13 protein-coding genes and 3 pseudogenes are annotated in these 16,168 nt (G+C 54.1%); 4 read left to right on the forward strand and 12 right to left on the reverse strand.

Features of this window, described 5'->3' with window-relative positions:
• Positions 1–15: 15 nt before the first annotated feature.
• The 4 genes and pseudogenes from AD665_RS26635 to AD665_RS26640 form a co-directional block, all read right to left on the reverse strand.
• A pseudogene (locus AD665_RS26635) lies at positions 16–483 on the reverse strand (phage virion morphogenesis protein).
• A pseudogene (locus tag AD665_RS02765) lies at positions 480–955 on the reverse strand (phage tail protein). The pseudogenes AD665_RS26635 and AD665_RS02765 overlap by 4 nt, the downstream one beginning before the upstream one ends.
• 22 nt (positions 956–977) lie before the next feature.
• Positions 978–1,190 carry a tail protein X gene (locus tag AD665_RS02770; protein WP_053190805.1) on the reverse strand — a complete coding sequence of 71 codons (213 nt, stop codon included), beginning with the start codon at positions 1,188–1,190 and terminating at the stop codon, positions 978–980.
• Positions 1,190–1,360: pseudogene (locus tag AD665_RS26640) on the reverse strand (head completion/stabilization protein); the annotation flags it as partial. The pseudogene AD665_RS26640 and the gene AD665_RS02770, both read right to left, overlap by 1 nt.
• Before the next feature lie 153 nt (positions 1,361–1,513).
• On the opposite strand from AD665_RS26640, the gene AD665_RS02775 reads away from it, so the two are divergent.
• From AD665_RS02775 to AD665_RS02785, 3 genes are all read left to right on the forward strand, one after another.
• Positions 1,514–3,274, forward strand: a complete 1,761-nt coding sequence (locus tag AD665_RS02775; RefSeq protein ID WP_053191296.1) for a terminase ATPase subunit family protein — start codon at positions 1,514–1,516, stop codon at positions 3,272–3,274.
• Complete coding sequence (locus tag AD665_RS02780) at positions 3,271–4,284, forward strand: phage portal protein (protein WP_053190808.1); 1,014 nt, start codon at positions 3,271–3,273, stop codon at positions 4,282–4,284. The genes AD665_RS02775 and AD665_RS02780 overlap by 4 nt, the downstream gene beginning before the upstream one ends.
• Before the next feature lie 103 nt (positions 4,285–4,387).
• Entirely contained in the window at positions 4,388–4,876 is a 489-nt protein-coding gene (locus AD665_RS02785) for a hypothetical protein (RefSeq protein WP_053190811.1), read from the forward strand.
• 351 nt (positions 4,877–5,227) lie between these two features.
• Here the strand turns inward: AD665_RS02785 and AD665_RS02790 are convergent, their stop codons facing one another.
• Positions 5,228–6,580: a P-loop NTPase family protein gene (locus AD665_RS02790; RefSeq protein ID WP_122319517.1), complete on the reverse strand. Its 1,353-nt coding sequence runs from the start codon at positions 6,578–6,580 to the stop codon at positions 5,228–5,230.
• A gap of 725 nt (positions 6,581–7,305) precedes the next feature.
• On the opposite strand from AD665_RS02790, the gene AD665_RS26645 reads away from it, so the two are divergent.
• Positions 7,306–8,858, forward strand: a protein-coding gene (locus AD665_RS26645) for an IS3 family transposase (protein ID WP_155514776.1) whose coding sequence is annotated in 2 segments (ribosomal slippage) — positions 7,306–7,768 and positions 7,768–8,858 — 1,554 coding nt in all. Because the reading frame shifts where the segments join, the coding sequence is not laid out codon by codon here.
• Between the two features lie 260 nt (positions 8,859–9,118).
• Here the strand turns inward: AD665_RS26645 and AD665_RS02805 are convergent.
• From AD665_RS02805 to AD665_RS02835, 7 genes are all read right to left on the reverse strand, one after another.
• Entirely contained in the window at positions 9,119–10,195 is a 1,077-nt protein-coding gene (locus AD665_RS02805; RefSeq protein WP_053190822.1) for an ArsO family NAD(P)H-dependent flavin-containing monooxygenase, read from the reverse strand.
• Positions 10,196–10,356: 161 nt separating this feature from the next.
• A complete protein-coding gene (locus tag AD665_RS02810) occupies positions 10,357–13,092 on the reverse strand; it encodes a cation-transporting P-type ATPase (protein ID WP_053190825.1) in 2,736 nt (911 codons plus the stop codon).
• A gap of 400 nt (positions 13,093–13,492) precedes the next feature.
• The gene (locus tag AD665_RS02815) at positions 13,493–13,858 is read right to left on the reverse strand and encodes a YidH family protein (RefSeq protein ID WP_024779365.1); all 366 of its coding nucleotides are present in this window, start codon (positions 13,856–13,858) and stop codon (positions 13,493–13,495) included.
• Between the two features lie 219 nt (positions 13,859–14,077).
• Positions 14,078–14,941, reverse strand: coding sequence for an MBL fold metallo-hydrolase (locus tag AD665_RS02820; protein WP_024779364.1), 864 nt, complete (start codon positions 14,939–14,941; stop codon positions 14,078–14,080).
• A gap of 102 nt (positions 14,942–15,043) precedes the next feature.
• Positions 15,044–15,232 carry a YgaP family membrane protein gene (locus AD665_RS02825; RefSeq protein WP_024779363.1) on the reverse strand — a complete coding sequence of 63 codons (189 nt, stop codon included), beginning with the start codon at positions 15,230–15,232 and terminating at the stop codon, positions 15,044–15,046.
• A 13-nt stretch (positions 15,233–15,245) separates the two neighbouring features.
• Entirely contained in the window at positions 15,246–15,665 is a 420-nt protein-coding gene (locus AD665_RS02830) for a DUF6691 family protein (RefSeq protein ID WP_024779362.1), read from the reverse strand.
• Positions 15,662–16,102: a YeeE/YedE family protein gene (locus AD665_RS02835; protein WP_024779361.1), complete on the reverse strand. Its 441-nt coding sequence runs from the start codon at positions 16,100–16,102 to the stop codon at positions 15,662–15,664. Before AD665_RS02835 ends, AD665_RS02830 begins: the two co-directional genes overlap by 4 nt.
• Between the last annotated feature and the right edge of the window lie 66 nt (positions 16,103–16,168).

Consider the following 16,168-nt stretch of genomic DNA (forward strand, 5'->3'; position numbering starts at 1 on the left):
TAGACTCTGTTGCATTTACGCTGAGTATTTGCTGACGTGTGCGAGCAGGCGATCCTGGATCAGGTTGAGGTCATCATTTGATAAACCCAACAGCTCTCGTGCTTCGTATTTCAGCCTTTCGCCTCTACACTCGTTACGTTCTTTTAGCCCAAACTGGTGGACTCGAGCAATACGTGCAATTCATCCTGTGAATCCTACGCTTGAAGCATTGCCATTCCCATCAACTCTCAAAAATCTAGCCATACGTATTTTTTGAAACATCCTCGCCTTTCGCTTCACACGTCCTTGTTTTGCTCTCAGGTCGCGTTGCTTTCGTGGTGCATACACACTCCCGTCCGGGTTGCGCTGAGAGATGATCCGTTGCTGCTGACTCCGTCGTAGTGTTTGGCCGATGCTGCGGGCTAGTTTGTTGCGCGACGCCGGCTCAAACTGGCTCAGTACACCGGATGCCCAGTCTTCCAATGCCTCCAGTTGGTTGGTCATTTTGATACGCTCCATTCGCTACCATTGCCTTGTATACCAGGTATCCAAGTCGGGTTGGCATACATGGCCACGCGCTGAGGCTCGCCTGGGTGGCGAACGGTGGTCTTACCGTCGGCGTTTTTTTCCACTACAACACGCTCGGTCAGCGGCAGTGTGAGACTAAGATCCACCTTGCTGCTATCCAGTAGGTCAGCTTCGAATCGGATGCCGTTGGCAGATTTAATCAAGTTCTCCAGCAGTTCGGATTGATTCATGCTCACCCAACTCAGTAACGGCAGCATGACGGTACAGGATGGCCGGCGAAGTCGGTCAGGACGACCTGCAGGTCGAAGCTGTATTCGAAAGACAGGCTGGTAGCAGCAGTGCAGCGGATCTTGCCGTTGTCGATGAAGATTAATAGCCGGTCGGGGTTGTGCTTGAGTTCGGCAACTGTGGCGATCAGATGAGTGCGTAGGCTTTCGGGTTTGTTCATGAGCGCGAAGTCCCGTTGTGGATCAGTCCCATAAATTCACCATCTGCCGATGTGGAGCGACCGTCTGGACCTCGGGCATTTGCACAGCCAAGCCTTGGGGTAGGATCGGGCCGAAATCGGCAAGGCCAGGATTGGCATTGAGTACGGTTTCGGTCACCCCAGCGGTGCGGCCGTAGTGACGCCAACACAGCGTGTCGACCGTGTCGTTTTGCACCGTGCGGACGGTAATCGGCATCAGATCAACTCCACGGTGGTGCGATTGACGCCTAGGAAGTCGCGCACGGCCCAACGTAAGTCGCGGCGGTATTCGTCGATGCTGGGTGTCAGGTCGTCGGCATTCTGGTTGCCGCTGTGGGTCGTGTCGTAAGAGCGGTAGCGCTCGCAGACTTCGGCGCCAGTTGCTGCGGAATTTCTTCATGCCGGGGAATCCTCAATGCGTTGCAATGAGCGGCATGGTCGTCACGGGCGCGCGCGGCGGCAACGAAGCAGGGCTGTAGACAGGGAGGGCACAAGGGCCGGCGCTACTGAGCTGCTGCGGTGGGCGGCAGCATCTGGGTCATGACGACATCTGAGCTACTGCCCATCGATCCCCGACGCCAATCCAAGTTTCTGTATTGGATGGGTTGGCGCATCTGCGAGATTGCCGAGGCGACGGGCGCCAAGGAAAAAATGCTGCACAGCTGGAAGGCCCGCGACCAATGGGACCGGGCAGATAACGTCGAGCGAATCGGCGGCGCCCTGGAAGCGCGCCTGGTGCAATTGATCCTCAAGGACAGCAAGACCGGTGGCGACTTCAAAGAGATTGACCTGCTGCACCGGCAGCTTGAGCGCCAGGCACGGATCCAGCGTTATCAGGGTGGCGGCACAGAAACTGATCTCAACCCGAATCTTGCCAAACGGAACGCTGAGCCGAAGAAAAAAGCCGTCAGGAATGAGATCAATGAAGACCAGATCGAGCTACTGCGTGAGGCCTTCATCGATTGCTGTTTCGACTACCAGAAAGACTGGTACCGGGCCGGCAATCAGCGTACTCGCGTCATTCTCAAAAGCCGGCAGATCGGTGCTACATACTACTTTGCTCGCGAGGCTTTCATTGATGCTCTGGACACGGGGCGCAATCAGATTTTTCTGTCGGCGTCGAAGAATCAGGCGTATCTGTTTCGGGGTTATATCCAAGCCTTCGCTCGGGAAGTTATCGGAGTTGAGCTGACTGGCGACCCGATTGTGCTGCCCAATGGCGCCGAGCTGTTTTTCCTCGGCACCAACGCCCGCACCGCACAGGGCTATCACGGCAATTTTTACTTCGACGAGTTCTTCTGGACGTTCAAGTTCGAGGAGCTGAACAAAGTCGCCTCGGGCATGGCGATGCACAAGAAGTGGCGTAAAACCTACTTCTCCACGCCCTCCAGCATGGCTCACGAGGCCTATACCTTCTGGACCGGTGAGCGGTTCAACAAGGGCAAGCCCGCCGCGCAGCACACCAAAGTCGACGTGACCCACGGGGCTCTTCAGCAAGGGCGGCTTTGTGAGGATCGGCTGTGGCGCCAGATCGTCACGCTGCTGGATGCGGAGCAGGGCGGTTGCGACCTGTTCGACATCGAGGAACTGCGCAGGGAATACAGCCCCGAGGCGTTCGCCAACCTGCTGATGTGCGAGTTCGTCGACGATGGCGCGAGCATCTTCCCGCTGGCGATGCTGCAGCCGTGCATGGTCGATAGCTGGGTGGAATGGGCCGAGGACTACAAGCCGTTCGCTATGCGTCCTTTTGGCGATCGCCAGGTTTGGGTTGGGTATGACCCGGCCGAGACGGGTGATTGTTCCGGCCTTGTGGTGGTCGCGCCGCCGCTGGTACCGGGCGGGAAATTCCGCGTGATCGAGCGTCACCAGTTTCGCGGTATGGACTTCGCCGCCCAGGCTGCTGCGATCAAGGGCGTTTGCGACCGCTATTGGGTGACCTACATCGGCATCGATGTCACCGGCTTGGGTAGCGGCGTGGCGCAGTTGGTGCGCCAGTTCTTTCCGGCGGTGACTACCTTCAGCTATTCCCCCGAGGTGAAAACCCGGCTGGTGCTCAAGGCCTATGACGTTATCCACAAGGGCCGGCTGGAGTTTGATGCCGGCTGGACGGATATGGCGCAGTCGCTGATGGCTATCCGCAAAACCATCACGGCTGGCGGGCGCCAGTTCACCTACACAGCTGGTCGTAATCAGAGCACCGGCCACGCCGACTTGGCGTGGGCACTCTTTCACGCATTGCACAACGAACCACTCGAAGGGCAGACCGCTGCCAACACCGGACTTATGGAGATTTATACATGACGGAACAACTTGCTAGTCAGGCGCTAGTGGCCGAATCCAGTGCAGGTCCCCAGGTCTTCACTTTTGGCGAGCCAACGCCCGTGTTGGGTGGGCGGGAGGTGTTTGATTATCTGGAATGCTGGTTCAACGGGCGATGGTACGAGCCGCCGTTGTCGCTTCACGGGCTGGCGCGGTCGGTGGGGGCGAGCGTGCATCTGCATTCTGGGTTGATGTTCAAGCGCAATTTGTTGAGCAAGACGTTTATTCCGCATCCGATGTTGTCACGGGCGGCGTTTGAGCAGTTTGCCCTGGATTTCTTGTGTTTGGGCAATGCGTACCTGGAGCGGCGGCGTTCGGTGCTGGGAGATACCTGGCAATTGGTGTCGCCGTTAGCGAAATACATGCGGGTGGGGCCGGAGGGGAGGTTTTACCAGGTGCAAGGCTGGAAGGCGGAGCATCCGTTTGAGCCGGGCAGCATTTTTCATCTGCGGGAAGCGGATATGCACCAGGAGATCTATGGGCTGCCGGAGTGGATCAGTGCCTTGCAATCGGCGTTGTTGAATGAGGCGGCGACGTTGTTTCGGCGTAAGTATTACGAGAATGGGAGTCACGCGGGGTTCATCTTGTACATGACGGATGCGGCGCAGACTGAGGCGGATATTGAGGCGTTGCGTAAGGCACTGAAGGAATCGAAGGGGCCGGGGAATTTTCGGAACCTGTTCGTGTACTCGCCGACTGGGAAGAAGGATGGGATTCAGTTGATACCTGTGAGCGAGGTGGCGGCGAAGGATGAGTTTAATTCGATCAAGAATCAGACGCGGGACGATGTGTTGGCGAGCTTGCGGATACCGCCGCAGTTGATGGGGATTGTGCCGCAGAATGCGGGTGGGTTTGGGTCGATTCGGGAGGCGGCGCAGATCTATGCGGCGAATGAATTGCAGCCTGTTCAAGCGCGGATGAAGAGCTTGAATTATTGGCTAGGAGGGAATGTGTTGCGATTTAAGTCGTACGAAATCGGCGAGAACGTTTGAGAGTCCTCGCATCAAGCGAAATTTCTCGGTGACTCTCTGGTGAGGCTTAAGGTATAAAGCTTCTTGGTGGCACAGTGCCTCCATTTTAGACAAGGACGAAAAAATGAACTCAATCCAGCACGCTCTTATGAATGCAGCAAGGCGGCATATTGAAGAGCGCAGTCAAACTAACAACGCTTGCGCTGAAGCAGCAGCTCTCTGGATCGAACAGCTGGACAACCTGATGAACACGATCAGGCTATGGGTTTCACCACTGAAAACACTGGATGGCTTTATCGTTGAAGAGATCGAGTGTGACCACCCAGCGACTGACTCTAACAAACGGGAAACTCAGCTCAAATCTCGCGGCTTGAAATTAACGTTTGCAGACACTGAGGTTACGGTTACCCCTGCGTGGTTTCAAATCCACGGGTCCCTTATGTCTGCCAGCGGCGCCATCGACGTATCTGGTAAGGGAATGGTCTCCTGGCAGATTCACTATAACAATGGTTCGTTCGAAAAGATGACAGTTGGCCCTGGCAATGAAATTAACTTTGGCGAACTGTCGTTCACACAAGTATTGGCTGACGAGGTACCGAGGTTAAAACCGTAACCTAGGCTCTGTACGAAAAGCCTTGATACTCGTTCATGCTGCGTTGAAAACAGCCTCGGAATGCTTATGTACTCCAGTACACTCCGCTTCCTCGGCTGTTTTTTTCGTCTCAGGACTTTTCGTACAGAGCCTAGATCAGATCAATGGCGTTGGGGCGGAGGGACGCGGCGATTAGCCAGCGTGCCTGGTGATCCCGACTGGGGGGCGCCGAGAGATGATGAACCGGCGTTTTATTACCAAACTTGATAAATTGTGGGTGCTTAGTTGTAGGTAGTCTGATCCACTATCCCTCGCCAGCCTGAATTAGATTGCACTAGAATGTTATGAAGCAAACGTTATGGAAAGGCACATTTATTCTCTCTGGAAAGCTTTATGGTCTATCGTGAAACTCTGGAAGCGCCCAGTGATGCTTTTAGTTAACTCATCGGTGTTGAAGCTCTTCACGAAGTTTTCTATTGCTGTATTCCAGTCAATAAGCTCGTGGTTGAGGTTGGACTGAGTGCTGGAATTTAATGCAATTGCAAATGCTCGATATAGAGGGTCAATAAATGCATATTTTCCAGAGCTTTCACTAGATCGAATTAGAGGGATGGATGAGGTTTCACACATTTGTTTGAGATATTTTGTCAAGTTTCCCTGGGGGTAGCCTCTTTCGTTTCTTGTTATGCGTTTAAAAATATCAGCGCGAGTGGCTCCCTCTTGAGGAAGTTCCGATAGCGCTTTAACAATCAACTCTGCGTTGTTATATTTTTTAATTTTAGCTTGTTTTAGATTAGTTTCAAAAGCCATTTTCAATGTGTCTGATGCTCCGTCTAAATACATTTTTATTGCGGGTTCTAAGGATTTTTTGTTGATGGTTAGTGGTGTTCCGCTCGGGGCTTCAAGATTAAGATGTAGGCAAATATTTAGACATAGCGTATGGCAGATGGAAGGGAGCCCCGCTGCGTAGTGGCTAATTGTGGTTGTCAAGGATGAATCGAACTTTAAATTCATCAACTTGCTACCTTTTATAATGATGTCTTGTAGCTCATAAATGTTCATTAATGGCACATGAATTTCAGCGGCGCGCGTGCGCATTTCATTGTCGTATTGTACAACTTGTCTTGCTGAATCAACGGCGCCGATCGCGATAATTTTTAAGTCGGGGTACTCTGCTGACATATCAACGAAAACTTTCATGGCTTGGGAAAGTTTGGTTCTGTCAGTTTCTGCAATTTTGTGAAAGTCTTCAAGGATCCAGCAGCTTTTGGATTGTCCCATAAAACGGGCCAAATTTTGCAAGGTCAGCTGAGGAGGGAGAATTCTAGCTGACTTGTCTGCCCGTTCCGTAGCCGTTAGACCAGAAATCTGGCTCTGTATTCCTAGATAAGTCGCGCTTAAGTTTGCACCTTTTGTAGTGGTTTTCTTGTCAGCTTTTTCAGCTGAGTAATATGGTGAAAGTTGATCAAATGCGTCTAGAACAATTTGTTCAAAGCTCATGCCCTGCATGCAGCGAGTGGTTATTTGGCTTTCAAAAAGTTGTTCTAATTTTTTATTTATTATTGTGGATTTGCCAGTTCCTGAATGGCCATATATTACGAGTTGTTTTCCTGGTGTCCGTAAGGAATTGACTAAATTGTTATTAATGTCCTCTCGCTCAATAAAAACTAAATTCGCAGGAGTCGCAGGTGTAAAAATTTGATAAACGGTGGGTTGCTCGTCCATGCCCTTGATCCTGAAATTAGGAGATTAACGACTGGAAATTACAACAAAGCTGTAATCCGGTCGATGATAATTTCAAAAAATATCATCAAGAAATGGGTCTTTGTTTCTGTAGAAAAGGCAATGGTGTCCGGCGCGCGCCGTCATCCCCCCACCACGCCTCCAGTCTAAATGGATCGTTTTTTCCGCATCCCTGCACTCGGCTGAGCGCGGTCGGGGATGGGTATTATTTTGATGATTGCTTGACTCAAAAAAACTGCAAATCCCTGCAATGCAAAGGGAGGGCGCCCGCGCTCCCTCGACGTGATTTCGCTCATTTGAGCCACCCTCCGATGTCGATTTTCAGGAGTAAACTTAGAAAGAAGTAAGTCGTTAAATTGGGAATCGCCACACCGCTGAAAGCACCGTATTCATTGGTTAGGAGGGATTACCTCAGAAGGTGATTTTGAGTAGGAGGAAATGCAATAATTCATTAACTTATTGATTTATAAGGGTTTGCATAAGGAAGGAAATTGCTCTGTTAAAAGTAATGACCTTACTGATGCACTACTTAAAAATTACCTTGCACCAATCTTGTACAAGCTAGTGAAATCAAGCATCTCAGTCAGACCAGAGGTGTCCTTATCAAAATCACTCGTTTCCGACGTCGTTCTCCCCCGGTGTCAGGATAGTTGTCGCCTCTCCGAATTTTCCTGAAAAAGCAGATCGGGGGCGGAAAGAGACTGTTCGTGCCGTACTATTCACCTGAACGCAAAGCCGCATTGCTCAAGATGCTGCTTCCTCCGCTCAACCTGTCGATGGCCGAGGTTTCCCGGCGCGAAGGGGTCAGCGAAATGTCTTTGTCGAACTGGCGCAAGCAGGTCGGTTCTGAAGGAAACGCAGTGCCCGATAACACCTCATCGACCCAGAACTGGACAGCCGAAATCAAGTTTGCTGTCGTCCTTGAAGCCGCCGGCCTGTCCGAGATTGAACTGGGTGAGTACTGCCGCCGTAAAGGCCTGTATCCCGAGCAAATCAGCGCCTGGAGGCAAGCCTTCATCAGTGGCCAGAAGACGGAAAAAGCCCAGCAAAAAGACGATCGCGAACAAGCCCGTAAGGACAAGAAACGCATCCAGGAACTTGAGCGTGAACTGCGCCGCAAAGACAAGGCGCTGGCTGAAACCGCCGCGTTGTTGGTGCTGCGAAAAAAGCTCAACGATTACTGGGGGATCGACAACGAGGACAGCTAACGGCTTTGCCAGAGCGGCAGTTACTCGTAACCTGGTTGAATGARGCGCAAATGGCCGGAGCCCGGAAAATCAGGGCCTGCCAGGAAGTCGGCCTCTCGCTCAGAACCTTGCAGCGCTGGACTGAAACCGAGGCTATTCAGGCTGACGCCCGAACGACCACACTACGACCCACGCCGCGTAATGCGTTGAGCGAGATCGAGCGACAGGCAATCCTGACGCTGTGCAACAGCCCGGCGTACGCCGACCTGCCGCCGAGTCAGATCGTGCCGAGACTGGCCGATCAACAGCGCTATCTGGCATCGGARGCCACGTTTTATCGGGTGCTGCGGGCTGCGGGTCAACAACAGCATCGAGGTCGTAGCCAGCGCCCGCGACGGCATGCGGCACCGACGACCCACACGGCCAAGGGGGCGAATCAGGTGTGGTCGTGGGACATCACCTACCTGCCGTCGCCGGTGCGTGGCAAGTATTACTACTTGTACCTGATCGAGGACATTTACAGCCGCAAGGCCGTGGGCTGGGAGGTTTACGAAGAGGAAAGCGGTGAGAAGGCGGCTGCGTTGCTGCAGCGTAGCGTGATCGGCGAGCAATGTTTGCATGAACCGCTGGTACTGCACTCGGACAATGGTGCCCCGATGAAATCACTGACGCTGTTGAGCAAGATGCATGACCTGGGCATCACACCGTCACGTGGCCGACCGCGTGTGAGCAATGACAATCCATACTCGGAATCGCTGTTTAGAACGTTGAAATACTGCCCGCAATGGCCGGCAGATGGCTTTGCCAGCCTGGACGCCGCACGCATCTGGGTCAGGGATTTCATGCGTTGGTACAACCACGAACACCGGCATAGCCGGATCCGCTTCGTGACCCCGGCGGAGCGGCATCGAGGGCAGGATCAACAGATCCTGGCTCAGCGTCATGAACTGTACGAGCAAGCCCGAAAGAAAAGCCCGGAACGCTGGTCTGGACGAACACGGAACTGGGAGCCGATAGGCACGGTGCTGCTGAATCCGGATCGAGAGCTGCAGGCCGAGAAAAGAGCAGCATAGTTAGACGGTGACGCGACAACTACCTTGAAAAACGCCGACGGTTTCTCGTTTGCATACGCACAAAAATCGGATGTTTTGCTCCGATAAAAAATTAATTTCTTAAAAAACAATTAGTTGTGACGATGTAGACCCCGATATGGAGGGCTAGGGCTCGAGTGTTGAAATCACTCCGCCCCGACCATATTTTTCAATGACTTAGGCCAATGTTCACAGCATTGGCCTTTTTCATGTGCATGATTTTTAGGTCGACTGCAGATCCCTCAGACGGACTGATCAGCAAGAAACGCCACAATCTCACTGACTGTGCTGCGTGCTGTTCGTGTCACGCCGACCAGTGTGGCGGAGGCCGAACCTGTCCATTCGCCGTAGCCGACCAGCCATAGCCTTGACTCTCTGGTCGAGTGGGTGCCTTCCACTTCAACGCAGCCTTCGGTGTTGACCACTCCCAGTGAATCCAGATGCTGTACGGCCGGCCTGAATCCGGTGCACCAAATCACCGCGTCTACCGCAGATTCAGAACCATCGGCCCAGATAACTCCGTTGCGAGTGAAGCTTTTGAAAGGTCGTACAGACTTGAGGACGTTGCGCGCTCGGGCCTCGACAACTGGCGCAACCATGACAATATCGCCTAGCCCACCCACTGGCTGTTCAATGAGACGTCCCTCCAGCTGGGCTTTCCAACGCTCGGTTGCGCGCTCGAACAGGACCCGTCCATCCACATCGTCAGGCAGGAATATCGGTTCAACGGGAGTGACCCATGTGGTCTCGGCGACCTTTGAGACTTCGGCCAGAATCTGTGCCCCTGAATTACCGCCTCCTACCACCAACACCTTCTTGCCCGCGAATGCTTGTGCTTCGACATAGTTGGCGGAATGCAACTGCCGACCGGCGAATAGCTCGGCATTGGGGTAGTGGGGAACGTAAGGATTGCTCCAGGTGCCTGTAGCGCTGACAACAACCTTGGTATCCCAATGCTTGTCGTCAGAATGTACCCGCAGGCCAGTTTCCGTTCGCTTAACAGAAGTGACCCGAACCGGACGCTCTACCGGGAAATGGTAGCGCTGTTCGTATTGAGTGAGGTATTCGATCACATGATTTCGTGAAGGGTAGCCATCTTGCGTGGGGGGCATCATCCAGCCAGGTATCGAACTCCAGGTGGCAGGCGAGAATAGACGCAACGAGTTCCAGCCATGCCGCCAGGCACCTCCGGGTTCATTCTCTGCGTCGAGGATGATGAACGAAAGAGGTGTGCGGCGCAGAAAATACGCTGTAGCCAAGGCTGATTGCCCCCCGCCGATAATGACCACGTCTGGTTGAGCGTTGAGTGAATCAGTCATCGGGCGAACCTTGGATCGATGCAAGACGGTCAAGTATAGCGATTCAATTTTGACGCCAGCTGATCCAGCTCATATTGATAGGGGCGCTCTTATACGGGGTATGCAATTGCCGGATGGGCGCTTGCCCAGTATCGCCTGACGATGTCAGCTTGCAACCCGCATTACTTGGACAGGCGGATTCGAATCTGTTTCTCAATCTCGATGATTGCAAAGAGCGCAACGCCAACCCCGATGATCAGCAGACCATCAATGAAGGGGATCGCTTCGGTTGCAAAAAACTTTTGCAGCGGTGGTGCATACGTGATGGCGAACTGCGCAAGGGTGACCACGGCGACTGTCATCCACACGACTTTGGTGCCTCGAATGCCTTTCCAGGTAAGCGATGTGCTGTAGAGATTGCGGATGAAGAACAGGTGGAATATTTCCATCACGACCAACGTGTTGACCGCGATGGTTCGGGCCAACGCCACTGAGTAGCCTCGGTCGAGTGCATACGAAAAAATACCGTAGACGCCGCAGAGAAACAGAATCGAGACAAGCACCATATGCCAGACTAAAGTACCGCTTATGAGTGGCTCTTTGCGTGAGCGGGGCGGCCTGCGCATGGTGTTTTCTTCGGTCGGCTCGAACGCCAGTGCGATGCCGAGCGTCACTGCGGTTATCAGATTGATCCACAGAATTTGTATCGGCGTCACTGGCAGTGTAATACCGAGGAGTAGGGCAACAATGATGGTCATTGTCTCGCCCGCGTTGGTAGGTAACGTCCAGCTCAGCACTTTCTTGATGTTGTCGTAGACCGTCCGGCCTTCGCGCACAGCGGCGACGATGGATGCGAAGTTGTCGTCGGCCAGCACCAGGTCTGCGGCTTCCTTGGCGGCTTCACTGCCTTTTCCACCCATGGCGATACCGGCATCGGCACGTTTTAGCGCTGGTGCATCGTTCACTCCATCACCGGTCATGGCCACTGTCATGCCGTTCGATTGCAGCAGCATTACAAGCCTGAGCTTATGCTCAGGGCTGGTGCGAGCAAAGATATTGACGCTCTTTACCGCCTCCTTGAGGGCTGCATCGTTCATGGTGTCCAGCTCAGCGCCGGTCAGCACCTTGTCGGCATTCTGCAGGCCAATGTGGCGACCGATAGCCGCGGCGGTGCCGCCATGATCGCCAGTGATCATCTTTACAACAATGCCTGCTGCCTGGCATTGCTGAACTGCCTTTATTGTCTCGGGCCTGGGTGGGTCGATCAATCCGACCATGCCAAGCAACGTTAACCTTCCTTGCACATCCTCAAACTCCAACACGGTATGCCCGGGTGGAACTTGTCTGACTGCTAGCGCCAATACGCGCTGCCCCTTGGCGGCGATGGCGTTTGCCTGTGCGTGCCAGTAGTCCGCATCGAGAGGTTCAGTCTCGCGAGCCTTTACCCGCTGCTGCGTGCTCATGGCCAGTATTTGTTCTGGCGCGCCTTTTACGTAGATAGAGGCATGTTGATCATGGTTGTGGTGCAGTGTCGCCATGAAGCGGTGTTTGGCGTCAAACGGTATGGCGTCGGTGCGGGGCCAGGCCTGATGATCTTCATCGCGATCGATTCCGGTTTTTCCGGAAAATGCCAACAAGGCTCCCTCCATCGGATCGCCTTCAACCTTCCATGTATCTCCATGCAGGCGCAGCACGGCATCGTTGCACAAACCGGCTGCGCGACCCAGCTCCTCCAGCTCAGGCTGAGACGACTTGTCGACTGGCTTATCTGCAAGGCTGATGCTTCCCATTGGTTGATAACCTGCGCCATCGACCGTGAAGTAGTGATCTTTCGTGACGACCGACGCCACCATCATTTCGTTGCGGGTAAGTGTGCCGGTTTTGTCTGTGCAGATGACGGACACCGAGCCGATTGTTTCGATGGCAGGCAGGCGACGAACAATGGCGTTGCGACGAGCCATCGCTCTGACTCCGACAGCTAGGGTGATGGTAAGTACGGCGGGCAGCCCTTCAGGTATTGCTGCTACCGATATACCGACCACGACCATGAAAATCTCTGTGAACTCGTAGCGCCCGACATAATGACCAAACACGAGCAACAATCCGCCAACTAACAAGATCAGAATCGTCAGCCGGTGCGCAAATACGTTCATTTGTTGCACCAGCGGAGTCGTCAGCGTTTCTACTTCCGCCAGCAGCGTACTGATGCGTCCGATTTCGGCAGCAGTTGCGGTAGCAACCACAACCCCTGTCGCTTGCCCGCAAGTCACAAGCGTGCCGCTGAACGCCATGCAGGTACGATCAGCCAGGGCAGCGTCAAGTCCCACGGGTTTGGTATGTTTTTCTACTGGTAGGGATTCACCGGTAAGAATTGCTTCTTGAACTTGTAGTCTGTTGGCGTGCAACAGGCGTAAATCAGCAGGGACTTTGTCGCCGGCCTCCAGTAGTACGATATCGCCCGGTACTATTTTCTCGCCTGCAACGCTCAAGCGTTCGCCTGCACGAATCACGGCGGCGTGCGGTGCCAGCATCTGCCGGATAGCGTCCATGGCTTTTTCCGCTTTGCCTTCCTGAACATATCCAATGATTGCATTGGTAACCACCACTGCCAGAATCACCACCGTATCCGACAGGTGTTGCAACATCGCGGTAATTGCGGCGGATCCTATAAGTACATAAATCAGAATGTTGTGAAATTGCAGCAAGAATCTCAGCCAGGCAGGTCGTCGTATTGCTTCCGGCAAGCGATTTAAACCAGTACGGTCGAGCCGGGCTTGCACTTCGGCGGCGTTCAGCCCGACGTGCTCATCGACTTCAAGCAGGTTCGTCACCTGCTCCGCGGGCAGGGTGTGCCAGGCGGTGGAATGTGACGCAATGGGTGTTTGCTCTTTTCCTGCTTCACCGACCGGCTTCTTCAATGAGTTTCTCCTGTTCCCACCGCTCAGCGGGAGCGGGTCAAGGGGCATGAGCAGGCTAGGCCCTGTACGAAAAGCCTTGATACTCGTTCCTGCTGCGTTGAAAACAGCCTCGGAATGCTCATGTACTCCAGTACACTGCGCTTGCTCGGCTGTTTTCGCCTTGCCTGACCTTCGTCTCAAGACTTTTCGTACAGAACCTAGGTTGAAGGCTGAAGCCATTTTTGATCTGCGTATGAAGCAGGATGAGGTTGGGCTGCCGAACGGGTAGGTCGAACGAGCATGCTCCCGCGCTGTCCAGTCATCATGGTCGCCCGCCTGGTGATGAAGCCCTCGCAAGGCTGGTCATGTATCAATAGAGGACATCCAGCTGAACCCTCTTGCTGTAAAGGCTGAGGCCTACTCAGATGATGGAAAGATAGACCATGAGCAAGGCTCCCAGAGCAGCAGTGATCACATTTGCCATAGGGCCGGAATTGATACTGTACCCGTCAGGGATTTCAACGGGCTCCAGAGCCTTGACGACGCGTTTGTACTGCCAGGATGACCAGCATGCAACCCATGAGCCCAGCATGAGAAAAGCGAGTCCGATCCAGAAGGAGAAATGCCTTTCAGGGCTGCCCGAAGCACCGGGTTTGAGCATCTGTAGCAGTAGCCCGGATCGTTCAATCACAAAGCCGAAGGCCATAAGCGAAAGACTGGTTCGGTTCCACGCCAGCAGGGTTCTCTCCGCAGCAAAGAACACGCGTGGATCTTTCAGGTCGGACATTAAAATCTCCTTGCTCGAACAAGTCTTGAAACGGCTCCGCTCAGAGCAGCGTTAACCAGTAGCCATCCACTTGCACGTTCATGGATTCAACTGCCGGGGTTGCAGCGCATGGCCTTGGCGGGGAGTTGAATCACGAGCTGAAGCGTTCAGCTACCCTTGTGAGGCTGCGATGACATTGGTCGACGCTGAATGCTCAAGTGAGTCAATTGACGTCAGCCCTCAGAGCACATTGAGAGGGATTTTCAGGTAGCAAGTGCCATTGCTTTCAGGTGGAGGCAAATGACCTGCTCGCATGTTCACTTGCACGGATGGCAGGATAAGTGTCGGCATGCCCAACGTAGCGTCCCGCGCTTGGCGCATAGCTACGAAATCCGCTTCTCCAGTGCCCTCATGCACATGAATATTGTGGGCTCTTTGCTCGGCAATGGTGGTTTCATTGCGGTAGTCATCCCGACCCGGGGCCTTGTAGTCGTGGCACATGAACAAACGGGTATCGTCGGGCAACTCGAACAACTTCTGAATGGACTGGAAGAGTTTTCGCGCATCGCCGCCGGGAAAGTCGCATCGGGCCGTGCCGTAGTCAGGCATGAACAGTGTGTCGCCGACAAAACCAGCATCTCCGATTAGATAGGTCATGCAGGCCGGTGTATGTCCCGGCGTATGGATGGCGTGCGCTTCGATTCCTCCGACCCAAAAGCGCTCACCGTCTTTCAGCAGCCGGTCGAATTGACGACCATCGGTGGCGAACTCGCTGCCGACGTTGAACAACTTGCCAAAAGTATTCTGAATCACGGTGATCTGATCGCCGATGGCCAGTTGGCCGCCCAACTCGTGCTTTAGATACTGAGCCGCGGAAAGATGGTCGGCATGTACATGGGTCTCTAATAACCACTCTACCGTAAGCGCCTGCTCACGCACGTAGGTGATTAAACGTTCCGCGCTTTTGCAGGAGGTGCGACCTGATGCGGGGTCGTAATCGAGCACAGAGTCGATAATGGCGCAGCGGCCTGTGGTTGGGTCACTGACAACATAGCTGTAGGTATAAGTAGCGGAGTCAAAAAAAGCTTCTACATGGGGGTTCATGATGGAATTCTCTTTTCGATACACGAGAGCAGTGCTGATCTGCCAAAGGTTCTGTAAGGAACCGTGATCAGCGCTGCGTACCTGATGTGCAACGGTTTTCGTTCAGCAACGGTTACAGGTTTTGATGCCTAGCAATGCATAGGCGGGGCAGAAACGGAAAATGCCAGTGGCCAGCGGCACTAAACCTATCCAACCCCACACGCCGATCACACCGGACAGACTGAGGCCAATGAGAAGCAGACCGGCGACGATACGCAGGCTACGGTCAATGGTTCCAATGTTCGCTTTCATGACGATCTCCCGATCAATGACTGCGCCGGGTCTCCAGCGCAGTAAACAACAACATGCCGGCCAGCATGGCCAACATGAATACGATTATCTGCCAGCGTCCAGTCAGCAGAATTGCGACTGCGGGGCCAGGGCAGATGCCCGCTATTCCCCAGCCAATGCCGAACAACAGGCTCCCGCCAATCAAGCGGGGGTCCAATTCACGTTTGATCGGTAGCTGCATGGGCCTTCCCAGCAGCGAACTGGTTTGTTGTCGCGCCCAGGTTAGCGGGCCAACGGCTGTGCCAATGGCCCCGACCATGACCAATGCCAGGGATGGATCCCAGGCACCAGCCAGATCCAGGAAAGCGAGCACTTTGCTCGGGTTGGCCATGCCTGCCAGAAGCAGACCCAAGCCGAACACCAGGCCAGCGATGAATGCGGTCAGTTTGATCATGTCCACCCCTCCAGCAGATGACGCAAGACAAACACTGTGGCGAAACCACTGAACATGAAACAAACAGTGGCGACCATCGATCGCGGCGAAAGGCGCGATAGGCCGCATACCCCATGGCCACTGGTGCAACCTGATCCGTATCGTGTGCCAATGCCCACCAATACACCGGCGACGGCCAGTCCGAACCAGCCACTTTTGAACTCGATCTGTGGCAGCGTGCCGAACAAGCCCCAGAGAAGCGGCGCGATGAGCAGGCCCAGGAGAAAAAGAGCTTTCTCACTCACCCCCTCGCTCCCACGCTGCAAAAGGCTGCCGATCAGACCGCTGATGCCTGCGATACGTCCGTTGGCAACGACAAATAGACTGGCGGCCAGGCCAATCAATGCGCCTCCGGCAAGGGACGACCAGGGTGTGAAGTTGAGCCAGTCGACATTCATGAGGATTCTCCGGCGCGAAATTGTTGATAGAGGTTCTGGATGACAGCCAGTGCTGCGGGGCTCCTG

Source organism: Pseudomonas corrugata (assembly GCF_001269905.1).
Taxonomy (GTDB): Bacteria; Pseudomonadota; Gammaproteobacteria; order Pseudomonadales; family Pseudomonadaceae; genus Aquipseudomonas; species Aquipseudomonas corrugata.

Coding starts and splice junctions, on each gene's coding strand:
- AD665_RS02785 (WP_053190811.1), top strand. CDS start 4,388: ATGAACTCAATCCAGCACGCTCTTATGAATGCAGCAAGGCGGCATATT.
- AD665_RS02805 (WP_053190822.1), bottom strand. CDS start 10,195: ATGACTGATTCACTCAACGCTCAACCAGACGTGGTCATTATCGGCGGG.
- AD665_RS02835 (WP_024779361.1), bottom strand. CDS start 16,102: ATGAATGTCGACTGGCTCAACTTCACACCCTGGTCGTCCCTTGCCGGA.
- AD665_RS02815 (WP_024779365.1), bottom strand. CDS start 13,858: ATGTCCGACCTGAAAGATCCACGCGTGTTCTTTGCTGCGGAGAGAACC.
- AD665_RS02775 (WP_053191296.1), top strand. CDS start 1,514: ATGACGACATCTGAGCTACTGCCCATCGATCCCCGACGCCAATCCAAG.
- AD665_RS02825 (WP_024779363.1), bottom strand. CDS start 15,232: ATGAAAGCGAACATTGGAACCATTGACCGTAGCCTGCGTATCGTCGCC.
- AD665_RS02830 (WP_024779362.1), bottom strand. CDS start 15,665: ATGATCAAACTGACCGCATTCATCGCTGGCCTGGTGTTCGGCTTGGGT.
- AD665_RS02770 (WP_053190805.1), bottom strand. CDS start 1,190: ATGCCGATTACCGTCCGCACGGTGCAAAACGACACGGTCGACACGCTG.
- AD665_RS02780 (WP_053190808.1), top strand. CDS start 3,271: ATGACGGAACAACTTGCTAGTCAGGCGCTAGTGGCCGAATCCAGTGCA.
- AD665_RS02790 (WP_122319517.1), bottom strand. CDS start 6,580: ATGGACGAGCAACCCACCGTTTATCAAATTTTTACACCTGCGACTCCT.
- AD665_RS02820 (WP_024779364.1), bottom strand. CDS start 14,941: ATGAACCCCCATGTAGAAGCTTTTTTTGACTCCGCTACTTATACCTAC.